The sequence below is a fragment of the Bacillus sp. B1(2022) genome (assembly GCF_040259625.1).
Classification (GTDB): domain Bacteria; phylum Bacillota; class Bacilli; order Bacillales; family Bacillaceae; genus Bacillus; species Bacillus velezensis.
Window position 1 is genome coordinate 166,155 of the sequence record NZ_JANIFO010000002.1, and the last position, 17,647, is coordinate 183,801.

The window sequence follows — 17,647 nt, forward strand, 5'->3', positions numbered from 1 at the left end:
TTAACAAGTTAATCCGCCGTCTATTGCCATTGTCTGTCCGGTCATAAAGGACGATTCAGGAGAAAGCAGGAAACGAACGAGTCCGGTCATATCGTCTGTTTCGCCTAAACGGCCCATCGGCGTCCTTCTGATAATCTGTGATTTTTGTTTTTCCGGCATATTTTTCGTCATATCGGTGTCCACAAAACCGGGCGCAAGAGAATTGACACGGATTCCTTTAGACCCGAGCTCCCTGGCCAGGCTTCGCGTCAAGCCGTCAAGAGCCGCTTTGGATGCACTGTAGACTGAAGTGCCTTTAAATCCTCTTGAGCCGATAATGGAGCTTATGTTAACGATTGATCCGGAATTTTGTTTCAGCATGACACGGGAAACGTTCCGGGTCAGCTTGATGACTGAGCCGATATTCAGATTGAGGATGCGGTCAATGTCTTCATCATTGGTCAGGGGCAGCAGCTGATCAAGGTTCAAACCGGCGTTATTGACCAAGCCGTCTATTCTGGAAAACTTGCGGTATACTTGAAGAACAAACTGTTTCATGGCGGCATCATCCGCCGCATCCGCCGCTTCCCAATAAAAGCGGCCGCGGTACTTTTCACTCTCTCTCAATGTGTTAATAAAATCAGATTCACTGCGGCTGAAAGCGGCTACTATGTAATCCTCATCCAAAAGCGTCTGTACAATCGCTTTTCCCAGCCCCCGGCTTCCTCCGCTGACGACCGCTACTTTTCCGTTATTCATATTTGCCTCCTGTTTTACACGTTTCTTATTTTTTTAAATCGATCATTAGACAGTTTCCGATCTGTAACAGAGATGATCTGCGGTATCTGATATGGCTGCAGCTTCTGTTTGCAATGAGCTACGGCCCGCTTTCTGAAAGATTTGATATCTTCTTCTTTTTCGAGCACGGCCTCTGCCGCGACAATCTCGCCTGTAATCGGATTTTTTCTGCCTGTTATGAGAACATCCCGGACATTCGGTATCTCCAGAAAGACGCTTTCCACCTCTGCCGGAAACACTTTCTCTCCGCCCACATTAATGATTTCACTCTTTCTTCCAAGGATTCTTATATATTCGCCGTCTGTTTCCACCTGGTCACCGGTGTCATACCAGCCGTCTTCATCGAAAGGTGACGGTGCGTTTAAATAGCCGAGCATCGCGGACTCAGAACGGACCCAAAGCGTGCCTCCGGTAATTTTGGTCTCTGTTCCGGCACCGCCCACTTTCATCCAAGTGGATTGGCTGTCTTTTGATTTCGTTGAGAATATACCCAGTTCAGTTAATCCGTATGTTTGTTTCAGCCGTACATCCGGAAACAGCCGGTGAATGCCACGCAGCGTTGATTGGGGCATCGGTTCCGTGCCGTAAGTGATCAGCCGGAGTGAAGAGAGGTTATAGCCGGCATCCGCCTTGGACATCAGCAGCATGTTTAAAAAGGTCGGGGTGGCGGGGAGCACTTGGACAGCATGCTTGTCGACCGCCTGATAAACGGACTCCGGCGTTCTGCTGTCTGATGTGACGATGGTTCCCCCGTTAAATAGAATCGCAAACAGCGTATTAATGCCGCCGATATGATCCAATTTCAGAAAAATGAGCGTACGCAGCGGTTTTCTCTTCGCCGTTTTATATTTTTCAAGCAGCCGGCCGGCGCTTAACACGGATGCTTTGCTTTTGCCGGAAGTTCCCGATGTGAAAATAATAATGCCTGACTCCCTTCTCTCGCGCAGGTCATCAAGCAGAGGGTGAGAGGCGCTTTCAGAACCTTCACGAAGCGTCCAGCTGTCATTTTCATTTATTTCAATGATTTGATTCACTTTCGCGTCTTCAAACATGTCGAGATGCTTTTCCCTTGATTCATTGCTTAGAGGGACAACGATATTTCGGTTTAACAAAAGCGCCATCAGCAAAAAAATAGCGTTCGGGGAATAATCCCCGATAAGCGCCACACATTCTCCTTCATGTATTCCGTTTTGTTCAAGTTCTTTCTGAAAAAAGCTAATTCGTGCCAGCAAATCATCATACGTAAAAGTCTGCCCTTTAAAAATGAGAAACTCACTGTCTTGCGTTTCCCTAAGCTTATCAGTCACCCAGCTGATATCTCCCCCGCTTTCTGTTTTCATGATTGAGCACTGTCCATATATTTTTGATAAATATCACAAATGCTGCCGACGGTTGTAATGCTTGAAATTGTTTCTCCTTGGGAAAAAGGATCTACTCCGGTTTCCATCTCCATCTGTGCGACTAATTGAGCGATATCCAGTGATGAGAAGCCCAGATCCTCTATGACTCTCACATCATCTCCCGCTTCGACGGCCCGATATGACTGCTGTTCTTGAATGTCCTGAATGATTTGAGCGATGATCTGCTTCATTTCCTTGGTTTGTTCCATTTGCTTTCAGCTCCATTCTTCATTTTATAGACTTCTGATGACCCGCTTATAATCCGGAATATGATCTTGTGAAGAGGTCGGCACCGCCAGCAGCTTGTCCACCTTGGAAATGGCCAGCAATGTATGATTTCTTTTCATATAGACTTCAATCTGATAGCTGATTTTCGCCACTGAGATCATACCGAGGGACTCACCGTGAAAGTCGGGATCGCATTCTTCAATGTGTCCCGTCATATAAATATCAAGCTCTTCATCTGCAAAACAATTTCCGTAATAATACGTCTCTCTTTCAAGCAAAAATAAATGCCGCGCGATTGAAACCGGAAAACCCGGCTTCGACCGGCGCGTCATCCATTCAAATTCCGCCGCATCCATTATCTTGCTGAATTTCGCAAACACCATGGCATGCCCGGGCGCAGCATCCTGATCAACAGGAACCCGATATGAAACGGGGTCTGCTGTTTTGAGATTGCCCGGCTTCATACCGAAGGCGTCCGTTCTGATTTTCTTTGACCGCATCAGGGCGTAAGGCGGCTTGGCTAGCTTAGAAAGTTCCGCAATGCATTCAGCCTTAGGCGCTGAGACTTTGCGCGTCGAACCTTCTGTTTGTGTGACGTCGACGACAATTAAACTATTGGCTTTCATAGAAGGAAACCGTCCCCGGTCCCACTCGCTTTTATCAGAGCTGACCGCTCCTTTCGGCCCGAACAAATAATCAGATTCTAATATGGTTTCTCCAAACCGGGAGATATCGACTCCGACGGAAACCTCGTCCCATAATCGGTACTGATCAAGAGGCTGATCTGAAGGAACTTTGAGATGTGTCATAAAATAAGCCGGATACAAAATCAGCCCTTGGTGATCGGCCATCTGATCAGGCCGGAATCCCGTTCCGTCCGTTAAATGGTGACTGTGTGCGTTGCCGAATAACAGCAGCAGCGCGTACTCATTCAAATTCCCTAACCCGACATGGCTCATCGTTAATTCATGATTTTCAATCAGCATGGTCTGTCCTCCGCAGAAAAAATGTAATGGCTGGTCATACTCAGCCTGTAATCGATACCAGCCTTTGCGCAAGAAGGCCGGCTGTTTCTTCCATGAGCTGTTTGCCGATCAGATCGACATGCCTGTTTCTCCAATTTTCAAGCGGGGTTCCTTTCACCCATTGATTAAACGCGCCGAGCGCAGGACCGCAATGAATTTGGTAATCTATTTTACTTTCACTTTTTCCTTCCAGAGCGAGCCTTGTCGTATGAGAAAAATACCATTTAAATACCATCGCCATTTTGTGTTTCGGATTCTGTTCGGCTTTGGCGATCTGCTCAGGAGATTTATCACGTTTCAACTGCTCATACACTTCTTCAAAACTGCGCTGGAAATACTTTTCTTCAATTAATGTTTTCGTTTTTTCATCTATTTCATCTAAAGAATTGTATTGTCTGTACAAGTCAAAGAGTTTATTGGCTCTTGCCGGGAAAAACAGGCCTTTTTTCAGCACCTGCACCCTTGCTCCCGCTTCAAACATATCTCCCGCAGGAGCGTATGACGTATCCTGCACGTTCGCTTCCTGAAGCAGATCTTTCACTGAATCACTTGTCCCGGCTTCGACCGTGCATTGATTAATAGAACCGGTTCCGATAAATTCGGCGCCGAGCAGAAACGCGGCAGCAGCCGCTTCCGGAGTGCCGATGCCGCCCGCTGCGCCGATTCTTACTTTTTTCGCATAACCGTGCTTCTCCATCATGCGGTCTCTGAGTCTGATCATGGCAGGCATTAATGTATACGGAATCCCTTGGTCGGTATGCCCTCCTGAATCCGCTTCAACGCAAATGTCATCAGCCATCGGAATTTCTTTTGCAAGCGCCGCTTCCCCGGCTGTCAGCCGATTGTCAGACACAAGTCTTTCCAGCACATGAGCCGGAGCCGGATTCAGAAAGGCCTCAGCGACTTCAGGCCGGGATACTTTCGCGATGATTTTGTTTTGAACTGACACCGACCCGTCATGATTCCTGGTTAATCCCTTTGCCCTGTATATAACAAGAGCGGGGGTTATGCCCATAAATGCCGATGCTTCAATAAGATGAATGCCGTTTTTCAAATATAAATCTATCATTCTGACTTCCTTGTCAGGTGACATCATATGATGAAGAAGATTCATTCCGAATGTTTCCCCTTGCCGCAGTGCAGACCGGATGGTGCCGATGGCCTGTCCGATCCGTTCGATACTCAATCCGCCCGTTCCGAAAAAGCCCAGCATTCCCGCTTTTGCCGCTTTAATGACCATCTGTTCCGAAGCAATTCCCCTGTACATGGAGCCCGTCATGTAAGCATATTGGATGTTATAATCTTTTTTAAAATCTTCGTTCCCTAATCTCATTCCCGCCGTTTTTTGCGGATCAGCTGCCGATGCTTTAACATCAGCAGTATCAGACTCTTCTTTCGGCATAGGTAATGGGACGGCATCTTTTTTAATCTGACGCGTCAGTTTTGTCAGCACTTCCCCGGGCCCGACTTCTGCAATTTCATTATTTTCAAGTCCCATCAGACGGCGTATCGTGTCCGTCCACTTTACCTGATTGGTCATTTGCAAAGTCAGATTTGTTTTGATTTCATCATTCTTATAAGGTGCGGCATGAAGATTTGAGATCACCGGAAAACGAAGAGGCAAAAACACCGTTTCTTCTAAATAATCCGCGAACTCTTTTTCAGCATCTTTCATATAGCGGGAATGGAAGGCGCCGCTCACATTTAAAGGAAGGTACATTCTCACGCCGGCTTTTTCAAAGACGGGGCCCGCTTTTTCAATGTCTTGTTTCGTTCCGGCGATCACAATTTGCGAAGGTGAATTGTGGTTAGCGATATCAATGCCGGTCAGATGATAATCGGATAGAACCTCTTTTACTTGTTCAGCCGTAAACCCCAAAACCGCCGCCATGCCTCCGGGAGCTGCCTTGCTCATGAGCTCCCCTCTTTTTTTCACAAGCTGCAAACCGGTCTCAAAATCAAAGCAGCCGGCCGCAAATAACGCATTATATTCTCCTAAACTGTGCCCTGCGGCGTAATCAGGCTCTCTGCCGGACTCTTTCATTTTCTTTAAATAACTGAGTGCACTCACCGTATATAACGCCGGCTGGGTAATTTGCGTTTTCCCCAGCTGGTGATTCGGATCCTCCAGACACAATTCTTCTATAGAGTAGCCTAATATGTCATCAGCCTGACGTGTCAGATCTTGAAATTCATCAAACAGTCCGGCTCCCATTCCTTTAAATTGAGAACCCTGCCCCGGGAACACAAACGTAAGCATCTTATCCTCATCCTTTCCGCATCGCCAATTTTGTACATCACATGTGGATCTCCATACAAAAACGTCTCTTATTTCATATATTGACTGGTGTAAACACCGGCATAAAAATAAAAACACAAACGCGTTTGCGATTCAGCACAGGTTTAAAAATCGCAAACGCATTGTGTTTTCCTTTTCTAACATAATTTATATTAAAACATATTGCTTGTTTACTGAATGTTTCGCATGACAAGCTGCAGTGCCAATATGCCCGAAAACAGCCATGACGGCACACTTCTCCCTTATCATGTATATGTAGATATATACACTACAATCATTTTTATAATCCCTATTTCCTCTTCAACGTGCCGAAACAGCGATTGAAATTTAATAGGTGCTTTACATCAATTTAATAAATTTAACAAATAGTTGCTATTTAAAGAGAATAATATCAATTTATAGATAATAATGTCAAGGAATTATTTCATTATTTTCTGACATTTATTTCACAGTTTTATGTTCGGTGGACAGTCGGCATAATTGTTTCGGGATAAATGTCAGATAATTCCCTGAACCCTATTCATGTCAAAGAAAATTCATCGCTTCTCTGTCAATTGGGTCTATACTTATTTTTCATTTTCATATATTATGTAAAAAAAAGACGAATTAGAAAAATTTTTAATCACTTTAAATACTATCCATTAAATACTTTCTTTGTATAATAATTTCTTATTATTCTAAGGAGGACCCAGTCATGAAATGGTACGCACTTTTTGTAGAGTCCGGAAAAGAAGAAACAGTTCAAAAATTTCTGCGTCTGCAGTTTGATGAGCAGGCTCTCTACTCAATCATACCCAAGAAAAAAGTCACAGAACGAAAAGCCGGAATCAAATACGAGGCACTCAAAAAGATGTTTCCGGGATATGTTCTGTTTAAAACGAAGATGACAGAGCGGACATTTCATAAAATCAAAGAACTCCCCATTTCATGCAGAATCGTGAATAACGGCGCATATTATTCCAAAGAGCGTAAAACCTATTTCACGACAATTAAGGATGAAGAAATCCTCCCTATTATCAGGCTGATCGGAGAAGGAGACACTGTAGATTATTCAAAAGTCTATATTGAAAATTCAAAAGTAACCGTTGCCTCAGGGCCTCTTAAAGGAATGGAAGGCATTATTAAAAAGATCGATAAAAGAAAAAGACGCGCCAAAATCTGCCTGTCTTTTATGGGACTGGACAAAATGGTCAACGTCGGAATTGAGGTGCTCTCCAAACCCTAGCATTTCAAAAAAAGCATCAACAGCATATGCCGTTGATGCCCTTTTTATATACAAACGAAAGCCCGACACCGAAATAACCCCGCTCACCACCGTCACGGTCAAACTTTTTGTTTTCAAGGCATAGTTGACCTGAAGCCGGGCTGCGCCCATGAGGCAAAATCACATTTAGGGGAAGATACATTTTAATCAAGAGCGGTGAATTGACGGTTGAGCTTCATGACGAAAAGCATGTGCTGACTTCGGGCGATGCCGCACAGTTATTTTAATTCCACGGATGAACCGGTGACATATTTTATGCTGGTCTATTATGCTGAACCGGCTTAAACGCATATCAGGCTTCTTCAGACAGAAGCCTGACGGACCGCAACCCATTCTTGTATGCATTGAATCAGTTTCTGGACAGAAGGTGTCTGCGTCTCCTTTGCATGAGCTGTCAAAATGCCGAGCTGCCTGGAGACATACCGATCAAACCGTTTGATGAGCACATCACAATCATTCACCAAAAGCTGCGGCAAGATGCTGATCCCCAGATTGTTCCGCACCATTGCAATAATCGCTTCATCCCCTCTGATTTGATAAGCGACCCGCGGCGTAATCTTTTCTTCCTTCAGCACTTTCAGCACATCAAAATGTGTCTCCGGATAAGGCACGATACATTTGACGGACTCCATGACATGTAACGGAACCGTTTCACATTGCGCCAATTCATGCTGCGGGCTCATCACCGCTACAATCGGATCCTCTGCCAACGGGTAAAAATGCCACTTCTCGCTGTGGGATGTCCCGATCGCCGCATCAATCCGATCATCTTTCAGCCATTCTTCCAGTTCAGTAGAATTTCCTTCAAACAGATGCACCTTAATGGAAGGATACAGCTCATTAAATTCCCTCAAAATTTTCGGCAGCCATTTTACCGCCACGCTCGTAACAGTGCCGAGCCGGACTTCCCCTCTTTCTAACCCATTAATATTATCAACGGTTTCAGACAGTTTTTCATAGTTTTTTTGAATTTCCTTCATAATATGTAACACTTTCAAGCCATTTGCGGTGGGCCTCACTCCATGCCGCTGTCTGATCAAAAGCGGAAAACCGTACTCTTCCTCTAATTTACTGATCATTTGGCTGATGTTCGGCTGTGTGTAATTCAATATGGCAGCGGCTTGGGTCAGGCTGCCGCTTTCAACCGTTTTAATAAAGGCTAAATGCTTCTTTAAATCCAACCGGCTTCATCTCCCAGATATCATTCTTTATTATCCAATGCATTAGTTATATTTAGTTTACTTATACATCAATCAAAAATAAAATGGCAATGTCTCCATCATTATACTTGATAACAAACAGAAGGTGAGCGTTTCAGCATGAGTTTTCTCATTCAATTTTTTATCGGCGGCACCGTTATGGTGGCCGCCGCGTATTTAAGCAAATCGAAATACTTATTCTTATCAGGCGTTATTACATTGCTGCCGATCATGACGTTACTGAATATTCACTTGCAGCTGAAAAATATGAGCCCCGACGATTTCAGAGCCGCTCAAAAAAACGGAATATTCGGTGCCTTCGGCGCAGTGATCTTCATCAGCAGTATTTTCATCCTGACAAACTGGTTCAAAGGAGGCCACGCAGTCATCGGTGCGTTTCTCATCTATATTTGCTATATGATCGGCTGTAAATGCCTGTTATGAAGATACGGCCACGCTGTGTATAAAAAAATGCCCGTCCAGAACAATAAGAACGATGTGTTCAGTTGTGAGCAGTTTATATGACTGAATGATCAAGAGTTGTTATAATCAATGTCTAAAAACATTCCGGGAGGCGAAATAAATGGCCAGAAAATTATTCACACCATGGACCGTTAAAGATGTAACGATCAAAAACCGTATTGTTATGGCACCGATGTGCATGTATTCCTCACATGAGAAGGACGGAAAACTGCAGCCTTTTCATATGGCGCACTACATATCGCGTGCAATCGGACAGGTCGGCCTGATTATCGTGGAAGCGACAGCCGTTAATCCTCAAGGGCGCATTTCCGATCAGGATTTGGGCATTTGGAGCGATGATCATATCGAAGGTTTTGCCAAACTGACGGAACAAGTGAAAGCGCAAGGATCTAAAATCGGCATTCAGCTTGCGCACGCCGGACGTAAAGCTGAGCTTGAGGGAGACATTTACGCTCCGTCAGCCATTCCGTTCGATGAGCAGTCCAAAACACCGGCTGAAATGACGACAGAACAAATTAAAGAAACCATTCAGGAATTCAAACAGGCAGCGGCGCGCGCGAAAGAAGCCGGCTTTGATATTATTGAACTTCATGCGGCACACGGCTACTTAATGCACGAATTTTTGTCCCCTCTGTCCAATCACCGTACAGACGAATACGGAGGCTCACATGAAAATCGCTACCGCTTCTTAGGCGAGACCATTGAAGCCGTCAAGGAAGTCTGGGACGGCCCGTTATTTGTCCGTATTTCTGCATCGGATTATACAGACAAAGGGCTGGACATTGCGGATCATATCGGTTTTGCGAAGTGGATGAAAGAACAGGGAGTCGACCTCATTGATTGCAGCTCAGGCGCACTCGTTCAAGCTGATATTAATGTCTTCCCAGGCTACCAAGTGAGCTTCGCAGAGAAAATCCGTGAACAGGCCGAAATCGCAACAGGCGCCGTCGGTTTGATAACGACGGGAACAATGGCGGAAGAAATTCTGCAAAACAACCGCGCTGACCTTATTTTTGTCGCGAGAGAACTTCTGCGCGATCCGCACTTTGCAAGGAGTGCAGCGAAGCAGCTGAATACTGAAATACCGTCACCGGTTCAATACGACAGAGCATGGTGATGAAGTGGCAGCCGGAGTTTTTCGATCCGGCTGTCTCTTTTTTTATTTTTTGAGAAACGATTGCCGAAGCTTCTCCGTCTTCCCTATAGAACCAATTAGAGGGGATGACTCCAATGAAAGCAGCATGGATGGAAAGGACATATCTGATTGACGGGTGTCCGTTTTATACGAAACACCGTAAAGGCGCCGGCGAAGTGACGATCGTCTTTGAAGCCGGCTACGGCACTTCTTCTGAAACATGGACATCATTACTCGCTGACATAGATGAAGAATTTGGGGTTTTCACATATGACAGAGCCGGAATCGGCAAAAGCGGACAAAGCCGAAACAAGAGAACGGCGGACCACATGGTACAGGAATTAAACGCTCTTCTTCTGAAGGCCGGCGTCAAGCCTCCTTATCTTGTCGTCTCGCATTCATACGGCGCGATTATCAGCAGACTTTGGGCGAGCCGGAACCGCCGGGATATTCTCGGGATGGTGATGCTTGATCCGGTTTCTGAGGATCAGGAGACGAAAGTGCTTCCGCTTCTTCCCGAAGAAATGAAAGCCGCCTATTTGAAACAGTTCATATTGGAAGGATCACACGCGGAATTTTTGACGAGCCTTCGTCAGATCAAGCATCAGCAGATTCATTTCGGCGATATGCCGCTGTTGATTTTATCATCGGGAGAGCGGGATGAGCGCTTAAAGCACGCTCATAAACAATGGGTGAAACTGCACAGAAGCATGCTTGATGTCTCTTATCAAAGCGGATGGATTCAGGCCAAAAACAGTTCTCATGCCATTCACCACGATGAACCGCACATCGTCCACCTTGCCATTTATGATGTTTGGTGCGCGGTGCGCCAGCAAATGAATGCTCCTGCCTATCAGGCGGTAAACTGATAAAACAAAAGCCATTGTGCAACGGCACAATGGCTTTTGTTATCGTGATCTATTTTGTCTCACGATGCAACGTATACTTTTTCAACCGGGGGGAATACTTTTTCATTTCTAACCGGTCCGGATTCGTCCGTTTGTTCTTCGTCGTAATATAATTTCTGTCCCCTGTCTCTGTACAGGCCAATGTAACATTCACACGCATCATTTTCACCCCTTTAAATCGTAATTATTACGTTTTATTATATCTCACCAGAAAAAAATGTCAAGTTGTCCATTTTTTAAGACCGCTCCACAGTGACCTCCATGAAGTCAAATGCGATCTTACTGTTTTCAAATACCGCTTTCGCCTCATGTTCGAGACGCTCCATCGGCGATTCACCCTGATACCTTGCGCTGATATGAGTTAAGATCAGCTGTTTGGCGCCTGCTTTTTTTGCCGTTTGCGCAGCCTGTTCTGTCGTCGCGTGATAATAATTATGTGCGAGCTTTGCATCTTCCTTGGCAAATGTCGCTTCATGAACAAGCACATCCGCATTGCGCGCCAGCTCCGTTACCCGCTCTGATACCCTCGTATCCCCGGAAAAAGCGACGATTCTCCCTTTTTTCGGGGGTTCCAAAAAATCCCGCCCGTTAATGATTCTGCCATCGTCAAGTGTGACCGTTTCGCCGTTTTTGATTTTCTGATAGACGGGTCCGGGCGGGATATTCATTTCTTTTAATCTGCCGGCCTGCAATGCGCCGGGAATATCCTTTTCCTGAACCCGGTAGCCGAACGCTTCCACGCCGTGAATGACGGATGCTGCGGTAACAATGAATTGCTCATCTTCAAAAACCGTCCCCTCTTCGATTTCAAGTACGGTAAGAGGATACGTCAGATGAGTCGCCGTCACGTTCAGGCTTGTTTCGATAAAGGCTTTAATGCCTTTTGGCCCGTAAATCGTCAGCTCTTCTTCACCGCCCTGAAATGAACGGCTCCCCAACAGACCCGGAAGACCGTAAACATGGTCGCCGTGAAGGTGGGTGATGAAAATCTTCTCAATTTTCCTCGGTTTGATTGTTGTATGTAATATCTGATGCTGAGTGGCTTCTCCGCAATCAAACAGCCATACGGAACGCCTTTCTTCAAGAAGCTTCAGCGCGACGGACGTTACGTTTCTCGTCTTTGCCGGCATGCCGGCCCCCGTCCCTAAAAATAATAATTCCACAATGCTTCCTCCTAGATCTTTGTACTACTAAGGATACAGGATCAGGCTGAAAATGTGAATTCACCCGGGCCTTCTCCGGCCTGATTAATTTTTTTCCGCAAACCGCAAAAAACAGGCTGAAATGTTTGCTTTCAACGAATTTTAGATTTAAAATGAAGGAAATATGCGGGGTTTTAAACCATGCTTCAGATAAAGTGAGGTACTCTAAGTGAAAACAAACGACAAACCAAAAGCAGTAATTGTAATATTTGGTGCCACAGGGGATTTGGCAAAACGAAAACTTTACCCATCCATTCACCGTTTATATAAAAATGGTCAAATTGGTGAAGAGTTTGCAGTTGTAGGTGTTGGAAGAAGACCTTGGTCAAACGAGGACCTCCGGGAAACCGTTAAAACGTCTGTTTCTTCTGCCGGGCAAAAAGACATAGACGATTTCACATCTCATTTTTATTACCATCCGTTTGATGTAACGAATCCGGGTTCCTATCAGGAGCTGAATGTCCTGCTTGATCAGCTTGAACATACATATGAAATCCCGAACAACAGAATGTTTTACTTGGCGATGGCTCCTGAGTTTTTCGGCACTATCGCAAAATCACTTAAAAACGAAGGTGTCACAGCGACAAATGGCTGGTCCCGTCTCGTCATTGAAAAACCGTTCGGCCATGACCTGCCGAGTGCGAAAGAGCTTAACAAAGAAATACGCGAAGCTTTCACGGAAGATCAAATTTACCGGATCGACCATTACTTAGGCAAACAAATGGTTCAAAATATCGAAGTCATCCGGTTTGCGAATGCGCTGTTTGAGCCGCTGTGGAATAACCGCTACATCTCAAACATCCAGATTACGTCAAGTGAGGATCTTGGCGTTGAGGATCGTGCGAGATATTATGAGAAATCAGGCGCACTCCGTGATATGGTTCAAAACCATATTTTACAAATGGTCGCTCTCTTGGCGATGGAACCGCCGATTAAACTGAACACGGAAGAAATCCGCAGCGAAAAAGTGAAGGTGCTGAGAGCTCTCCGCCCTGTCGCCCCAAACGAAGTGAGCGACTACTTCGTCCGCGGACAATACCAAGCGGGAACGATTGACGGAAACTCTGTACCAAGCTATACAGATGAGCATAATGTAGCACCGGATTCCAATACGGAAACATTCGTGTCCGGAAAGCTGTTAATCGATAACTTCCGCTGGGCCGGCGTTCCGTTTTATATCCGCACAGGGAAACGGATGAAAGAAAAATCAACGAAAATCGTCGTTCAATTTAAAGACATTCCGATGAACCTTTATTACGGCAATGAAACGAATGTAAATCCGAACTTGCTTGTCATCCATATTCAGCCGGATGAAGGCATTACACTATATCTGAATGCTAAAAAATTAGGCGGAGCCGCTCATGCTCAGCCGATTAAGCTGGATTACTGCAGCAACTGCAGTGACGAAATGAACACACCGGAAGCCTATGAAAAATTAATCCATGACTGTCTGCTCGGTGATGCGACAAACTTTGCCCATTGGGACGAAGTGGCGCTTTCATGGAATTTCGTCGATGCGATTTCCGAAACGTGGGCAGCCGATAAAACCCTTTCTCCGAATTATGAAGCCGGGTCAATGGGACCGAAAGCTTCGGACGATCTTCTTGAAAAAGACGGTCTCCACTGGTGGAATATATAAGAAAACATTAAAAACCGCGGCGCCGTTCATGACGGCCCGCGGTTTTTAATATTAGAAAAGCCCCCGCAATAACTGCGGGGGCTTCTTCATTACTTCATCCATTCAGTATGGAAAATGCCTTCTTTATCTGTGCGTTCATACGTATGCGCGCCGAAGTAATCACGCTGCGCTTGAATCAAGTTTGCAGGAAGCACTGCCGTACGGTAGCTGTCGTAATACGCAAGTGCGCTTGAGAACGAAGGTACCGGCACGCCTTGGGCTACGGCAAGTGAAATCACTTGGCGAAGGGCGCCTTGGTAGCTTTCTGCAATGTTTTTGAAGTAGCTGTCTAACAGCAGGTTGTCAAGCTCCGGTTCACGGTCATATGCGTCTTTGATCTTTTGCAGGAACGCCGCGCGGATGATACAGCCGCCGCGGAAAATCATCGCGATTTCACCGTATTTCAGATCCCAGTTATATTCTTCAGACGCGGCTTTCATTTGGGCGAAGCCTTGTGCGTAAGAACAGATTTTACTCATGAAGAGCGCTTTTCTGACCGCTTCAATCAGCTCTTCTTTATTTTCAGTGACCGGCTTAACGTCTGGTCCGGACAGAAGGCTGCTTGCTTTCACACGCTCTTCTTTCATTGCGGAAATGAAACGCGCAAAAACAGATTCAGTGATAATCGGAAGCGGCACGCCTAAGTCAAGAGCGCTTTGGCTTGTCCATTTACCCGTTCCTTTTTGGCCTGCTTTATCAAGGATCACGTCAACAAGCGGTTTGCCCGTTTCTTCATCTTTTTTAGTGAAAATGTCAGCCGTGATTTCGATCAGATAGCTGTCAAGCTCTCCTTTGTTCCACTCAGCGAATACTTCGTGAAGCTCTTCGGCAGACAATCCGAGCACCTGTTTCAAAATGAAATATGACTCAGAGATCAGCTGCATGTCACCGTATTCGATACCGTTGTGCACCATTTTTACATAGTGCCCCGCTCCGTCCGGGCCGATGTATGTCGTACAAGCTTCTCCGTCCACTTTAGCAGAAATGGCTTCTAGAATCGGTTTCACGAGTTCGTGCGCTTCCTTTTGGCCGCCCGGCATAATAGAAGGCCCTTTCAGCGCTCCCTCTTCACCGCCTGATACACCCGTTCCGATAAAGTGAATGCCGCTTTCGGCAAGCTCTTTGTTCCGGCGCTGTGTATCTTTATAGTATGTATTTCCGCCGTCAATCAAAATATCGTCTTTTTCCAGATGAGGAAGAAGAGATTGAATCGTCGCATCCGTTGCAGTTCCCGCTTTAACCATTAATAAAATTTTACGGGGTGTTTCAAGAGACTGGACAAACTCCTCAATGCTGTATGTACCGACAACATTTTTGCCTTTTGCCTCTTCTAAAAACTCTTCCGTTTTGCTGCTTGATCTGTTGTATACAGACACAGAAAATCCCCGGCTTTCGATGTTAAGAGCCAGATTTTTACCCATTACCGCAAGACCGATAACTCCGATTTGTTGTTTTGACATATTCTAACGTCCCTTCTTCAAACGTTTAACCATTTTAAAATTTAAATTAAAATAAAATGATATTTATACTAAAGAAATTATCATACATAACCCCTTTTTTCAAGTTATTCACCTTTTCTTTTCATCCTGAAAAAAGTCTCTGTTAAAGCTCGTTCCCCTTGTTTTGCTTTCTTCTTTTTTTATAACGGCGCCTTTTCTGATCAGGTTTTGGCCGTACTTTTCATTCAGCTCGTTCATCATCTGAAAAATCGGCTCATCCTTTGCGTCCTCCTTGAATGAAAACAGATCAAGCTGTTTATACGCCTGCTGTTTTTCAACCAGTTCCGTTCCGGTGATGCCGAGAAGCCTTACCGGATTTTGGTTCCAGTGCTTGTCAAACAGTTCCATCGCCGCTTCCATGATGTCTTTTTTCTGATCAGCCGGATTGCTGAGGGTCATGCTTCTTGTGACCGTTTTCCAATCCGCATACCGAATCATGATGAACAGCCGGCAGGCCATGACCTCCTTACGCTGGAGCCGTTCGCTCACAGACAGCGCGAGCCGGTCAAACACGCCCGTTAATTCATCCCAGTCAGCCGAATCATGCGACAGGGTGGATGAGTTGCCGACGCTTTTAAATTCATATATCCGCTCGGGATTGACTTCTGCAGGATGGATGCCGTTCGCTTTATCCTTCAGCCTCGGGCCGTTTATGCCGAGAAGCGTTTTCAGCGCATGTTCATCTCCTTTTGCCAAATCACCGATCGTTTTGATGCCGAGCGTTTTTATTTTTTCCGCAGTTTTCGTTCCTATACCGTGCATCTCTTCAATCGGAAGAGGCCATAATACGTCCGGCAGCTCTCTTTTTCTTAAAATGGTGATGCCGAGCGGTTTTTTCATGTCAGAAGCCATTTTAGCGAGAAATTTATTCGGGGCGATGCCGATGCTTGACGGAAGCAAAAGCTCTTTTTGCAGTCTCGCCTGAATGTCTTCGGCTGTCTCATACGCCCTGTGGCTGTGCGGTGTGTCCGTAATATCCATGTATCCTTCATCAATAGAAACAGGCTCGACTAAATCCGTATACTCCCTCAGAATGCTGAACATTTCTTTTGACGAACTCCGATAGCGGTCAAAATTCGGAGGCACGACGATGAGTTCCGGACAGAGGCGTTTTGCCCGCCACACCGGCATGGTGGTCTTTACGCCCCGCGCTCTCGCTTCATAGCTGCAGGTGACGATGATTCCTTTCCGTTCCTTCACGTTTCCGGCAACGGCGATAGGTTTTCCTCTTAAAGACGGATCATACGCCATTTCTACGGAGGCATAAAAACTGTTCATATCGATATGAAATATAATTCTCCCTTTTCCGGCCACTCCCGGCGCCTCCTTTCCTTTCATAGACAACCTTATATATATGTAGTAAAATAAGAGCTGAATGGATGTGATAAAATGATTCTTGAGTCAATGAATGACTTTTTATTTTTAGTCGATTTTTTCACAATTATTCTTCCCGCTCTGACCGCGATCGGCATCGCTTTTCTTTTGCGTGAGCGCCGCGCAGGCGAGCATTGGAGAACGAAACGAATAGATGAACATCAAGCAGTCGTTCAGCTGAACCGAACAGACTTTCTTATTATTATATATCATCGCATTACAACTTGGATACGTAAAGTCATCCGCATGAATTCACCGGCGAATGATGATGAAGATGTCAGCTTCCTCCTTTTATAACGGCAAGTGAAGATAAAAAGGAGGAGACATAATTGTCTAAAACATATCAAAAATGGATCGCATTCGGATTGTTTTTTATCGTACTGTGCACAGGCCGCTCGGCTTTTGCGGCGACATCTCAGACTCAGACGGGAGGCCTCGGGAATATCGGGTTTTTCCACGATTACCTGATCGAGCCGTTTTCGGCACTTTTAAAAGGTGTGGCGGGCCTGTTCCACGGTGAGTACGGACTGTCGATTATTCTGGTGACGATTATCGTCCGGATCGTTGTATTGCCTTTGTTTGTGAACCAATTTAAGAAACAGCGGGTGTTCCAGGAAAAAATGGCTGTGATCAAACCGCAGGTCGACAGCATTCAGGCTAAAATCAAACAAACGAAAGATGCGGAAAAACAAAAAGAACTGCAAATGGAAATGATGAAGCTTTACCGTGAGCACAATCTGAATCCGATGGCAATGGGATGTCTTCCGATGCTGGTGCAATTCCCGATTTTGATCGGTTTTTATTACGCCATCCGCTCAACGCCGGAAATCGCTTCACACTCATTTCTGTGGTTCAGCTTAGGGCATTCTGATATTCTTGTATCACTGTGCGCGGGGGCCATGTATTTCTTACAGGCTTATATTTCCCAAAAATTAAACGAGAAATATTCACCGGCTGCTCAAAATCCGGCCGCAATGCAGTCAGCAAAAATCATGGTCTTTATTTTCCCTGTCATGATGACCGTTTTTTCACTTAACGTACCGGCTGCGCTGCCGCTTTACTGGTTTACAAGCGGACTGTTTTTGACAGTGCAGAATGTACTTTTACAGCAGACGCATCATAAAAAGAAACAAGCTGCGGCTCAGGCGGAGCCCGCCAAATCATAATACTGAAACC

Annotated in this window: 17 protein-coding genes; 7 read left to right on the plus strand and 10 right to left on the minus strand. The window is 45.5% G+C overall.

Translation table 11 applies throughout. The features are described from left to right. Genes NQS30_RS04430 through fabD form a run of 5 tightly spaced genes read right to left on the minus strand, consistent with a single transcriptional unit; the run spans position 1 to position 5,690 of the window. Positions 1-738 carry an SDR family oxidoreductase gene (locus tag NQS30_RS04430; RefSeq protein ID WP_025284970.1) on the minus strand — a complete coding sequence of 246 codons (738 nt, stop codon included), beginning with the start codon at positions 736-738 and terminating at the stop codon, positions 1-3. 14 nt (positions 739-752) lie between these two features. Then, entirely contained in the window at positions 753-2,117 is a 1,365-nt protein-coding gene (locus NQS30_RS04435; RefSeq protein ID WP_069007145.1) for a long-chain fatty acid--CoA ligase, read from the minus strand. Then, complete coding sequence (locus NQS30_RS04440) at positions 2,114-2,386, minus strand: acyl carrier protein (protein ID WP_003153264.1); 273 nt, start codon at positions 2,384-2,386, stop codon at positions 2,114-2,116. Before NQS30_RS04440 ends, NQS30_RS04435 begins: the two co-directional genes overlap by 4 nt. A 24-nt stretch (positions 2,387-2,410) precedes the next feature. Further along, positions 2,411-3,391, minus strand: a complete 981-nt coding sequence (locus NQS30_RS04445) for an LnmK family bifunctional acyltransferase/decarboxylase (protein WP_015240163.1) — start codon at positions 3,389-3,391, stop codon at positions 2,411-2,413. 40 nt (positions 3,392-3,431) lie between these two features. Continuing rightward, positions 3,432-5,690, minus strand: coding sequence for an ACP S-malonyltransferase (gene fabD / locus NQS30_RS04450; protein WP_218791291.1), 2,259 nt, complete (start codon positions 5,688-5,690; stop codon positions 3,432-3,434). Positions 5,691-6,423: 733 nt separating this feature from the next. Between fabD and loaP the strand changes: the two genes are divergently transcribed. Further along, the gene (gene loaP / locus NQS30_RS04455; protein WP_007408401.1) at positions 6,424-6,954 is read left to right on the plus strand and encodes an antiterminator LoaP; all 531 of its coding nucleotides are present in this window, start codon (positions 6,424-6,426) and stop codon (positions 6,952-6,954) included. 341 nt (positions 6,955-7,295) lie between these two features. Here the strand turns inward: loaP and NQS30_RS04460 are convergent, their stop codons facing one another. Further along, positions 7,296-8,174, minus strand: coding sequence for a LysR family transcriptional regulator (locus tag NQS30_RS04460; protein WP_015240165.1), 879 nt, complete (start codon positions 8,172-8,174; stop codon positions 7,296-7,298). A gap of 138 nt (positions 8,175-8,312) precedes the next feature. Between NQS30_RS04460 and NQS30_RS04465 the strand changes: the two genes are divergently transcribed. The 3 genes from NQS30_RS04465 to NQS30_RS04475 all read left to right on the plus strand — a co-directional run bounded on the left by NQS30_RS04465 (position 8,313) and on the right by NQS30_RS04475 (position 10,679). Further along, positions 8,313-8,636, plus strand: a complete 324-nt coding sequence (locus NQS30_RS04465; protein WP_015240166.1) for a GlpM family protein — start codon at positions 8,313-8,315, stop codon at positions 8,634-8,636. Positions 8,637-8,775: 139 nt separating this feature from the next. Beyond that, on the plus strand, positions 8,776-9,792 hold the full coding sequence (gene namA, locus NQS30_RS04470) for an NADPH dehydrogenase NamA (RefSeq protein WP_003153250.1): 1,017 nt from the start codon (positions 8,776-8,778) through the stop codon (positions 9,790-9,792). Between the two features lie 113 nt (positions 9,793-9,905). Beyond that, positions 9,906-10,679, plus strand: coding sequence for an alpha/beta fold hydrolase (locus tag NQS30_RS04475; RefSeq protein ID WP_205164423.1), 774 nt, complete (start codon positions 9,906-9,908; stop codon positions 10,677-10,679). 49 nt (positions 10,680-10,728) lie between these two features. On the opposite strand, the gene rpmG is transcribed toward NQS30_RS04475, so the two are convergent. Beyond that, entirely contained in the window at positions 10,729-10,878 is a 150-nt protein-coding gene (rpmG, locus tag NQS30_RS04480) for a 50S ribosomal protein L33 (protein ID WP_003153246.1), read from the minus strand. Between the two features lie 76 nt (positions 10,879-10,954). Further along, positions 10,955-11,881 carry a ribonuclease Z gene (rnz, locus tag NQS30_RS04485; protein ID WP_205164424.1) on the minus strand — a complete coding sequence of 309 codons (927 nt, stop codon included), beginning with the start codon at positions 11,879-11,881 and terminating at the stop codon, positions 10,955-10,957. Between the two features lie 208 nt (positions 11,882-12,089). Between rnz and zwf the strand changes: the two genes are divergently transcribed. Next, positions 12,090-13,559, plus strand: coding sequence for a glucose-6-phosphate dehydrogenase (zwf, locus tag NQS30_RS04490; protein ID WP_003153243.1), 1,470 nt, complete (start codon positions 12,090-12,092; stop codon positions 13,557-13,559). 89 nt (positions 13,560-13,648) lie between these two features. Here the strand turns inward: zwf and gndA are convergent, their stop codons facing one another. Both gndA and NQS30_RS04500 read right to left on the minus strand, forming a co-directional pair. Beyond that, a complete protein-coding gene (gene gndA, locus NQS30_RS04495) occupies positions 13,649-15,058 on the minus strand; it encodes an NADP-dependent phosphogluconate dehydrogenase (RefSeq protein WP_007408395.1) in 1,410 nt (469 codons plus the stop codon). Positions 15,059-15,166: 108 nt separating this feature from the next. Continuing rightward, entirely contained in the window at positions 15,167-16,411 is a 1,245-nt protein-coding gene (locus NQS30_RS04500; RefSeq protein WP_012117936.1) for a DNA polymerase IV, read from the minus strand. Between the two features lie 75 nt (positions 16,412-16,486). On the opposite strand from NQS30_RS04500, the gene NQS30_RS04505 reads away from it, so the two are divergent. Both NQS30_RS04505 and NQS30_RS04510 read left to right on the plus strand, forming a co-directional pair. After that, positions 16,487-16,768, plus strand: coding sequence for a hypothetical protein (locus tag NQS30_RS04505; RefSeq protein ID WP_003153239.1), 282 nt, complete (start codon positions 16,487-16,489; stop codon positions 16,766-16,768). A 32-nt stretch (positions 16,769-16,800) separates the two neighbouring features. Next, a complete protein-coding gene (locus NQS30_RS04510) occupies positions 16,801-17,637 on the plus strand; it encodes a membrane protein insertase YidC (protein WP_015240168.1) in 837 nt (278 codons plus the stop codon). Positions 17,638-17,647 lie beyond the last annotated feature (10 nt).

Excerpts from the sequence above, each read along its gene's own strand:
- NQS30_RS04440 (WP_003153264.1), bottom strand. The coding sequence starts at position 2,386 with ATGGAACAAACCAAGGAAATGAAGCAGATCATCGCTCAAATCATTCAG.
- NQS30_RS04435 (WP_069007145.1), bottom strand. The coding sequence starts at position 2,117 with ATGAAAACAGAAAGCGGGGGAGATATCAGCTGGGTGACTGATAAGCTT.
- NQS30_RS04445 (WP_015240163.1), bottom strand. The coding sequence starts at position 3,391 with ATGCTGATTGAAAATCATGAATTAACGATGAGCCATGTCGGGTTAGGG.
- fabD (WP_218791291.1), bottom strand. The coding sequence starts at position 5,690 with ATGCTTACGTTTGTGTTCCCGGGGCAGGGTTCTCAATTTAAAGGAATG.
- NQS30_RS04505 (WP_003153239.1), top strand. The coding sequence starts at position 16,487 with ATGATTCTTGAGTCAATGAATGACTTTTTATTTTTAGTCGATTTTTTC.
- NQS30_RS04475 (WP_205164423.1), top strand. The coding sequence starts at position 9,906 with ATGAAAGCAGCATGGATGGAAAGGACATATCTGATTGACGGGTGTCCG.
- NQS30_RS04430 (WP_025284970.1), bottom strand. The coding sequence starts at position 738 with ATGAATAACGGAAAAGTAGCGGTCGTCAGCGGAGGAAGCCGGGGGCTG.
- NQS30_RS04465 (WP_015240166.1), top strand. The coding sequence starts at position 8,313 with ATGAGTTTTCTCATTCAATTTTTTATCGGCGGCACCGTTATGGTGGCC.
- namA (WP_003153250.1), top strand. The coding sequence starts at position 8,776 with ATGGCCAGAAAATTATTCACACCATGGACCGTTAAAGATGTAACGATC.
- gndA (WP_007408395.1), bottom strand. The coding sequence starts at position 15,058 with ATGTCAAAACAACAAATCGGAGTTATCGGTCTTGCGGTAATGGGTAAA.
- loaP (WP_007408401.1), top strand. The coding sequence starts at position 6,424 with ATGAAATGGTACGCACTTTTTGTAGAGTCCGGAAAAGAAGAAACAGTT.
- rpmG (WP_003153246.1), bottom strand. The coding sequence starts at position 10,878 with ATGCGTGTGAATGTTACATTGGCCTGTACAGAGACAGGGGACAGAAAT.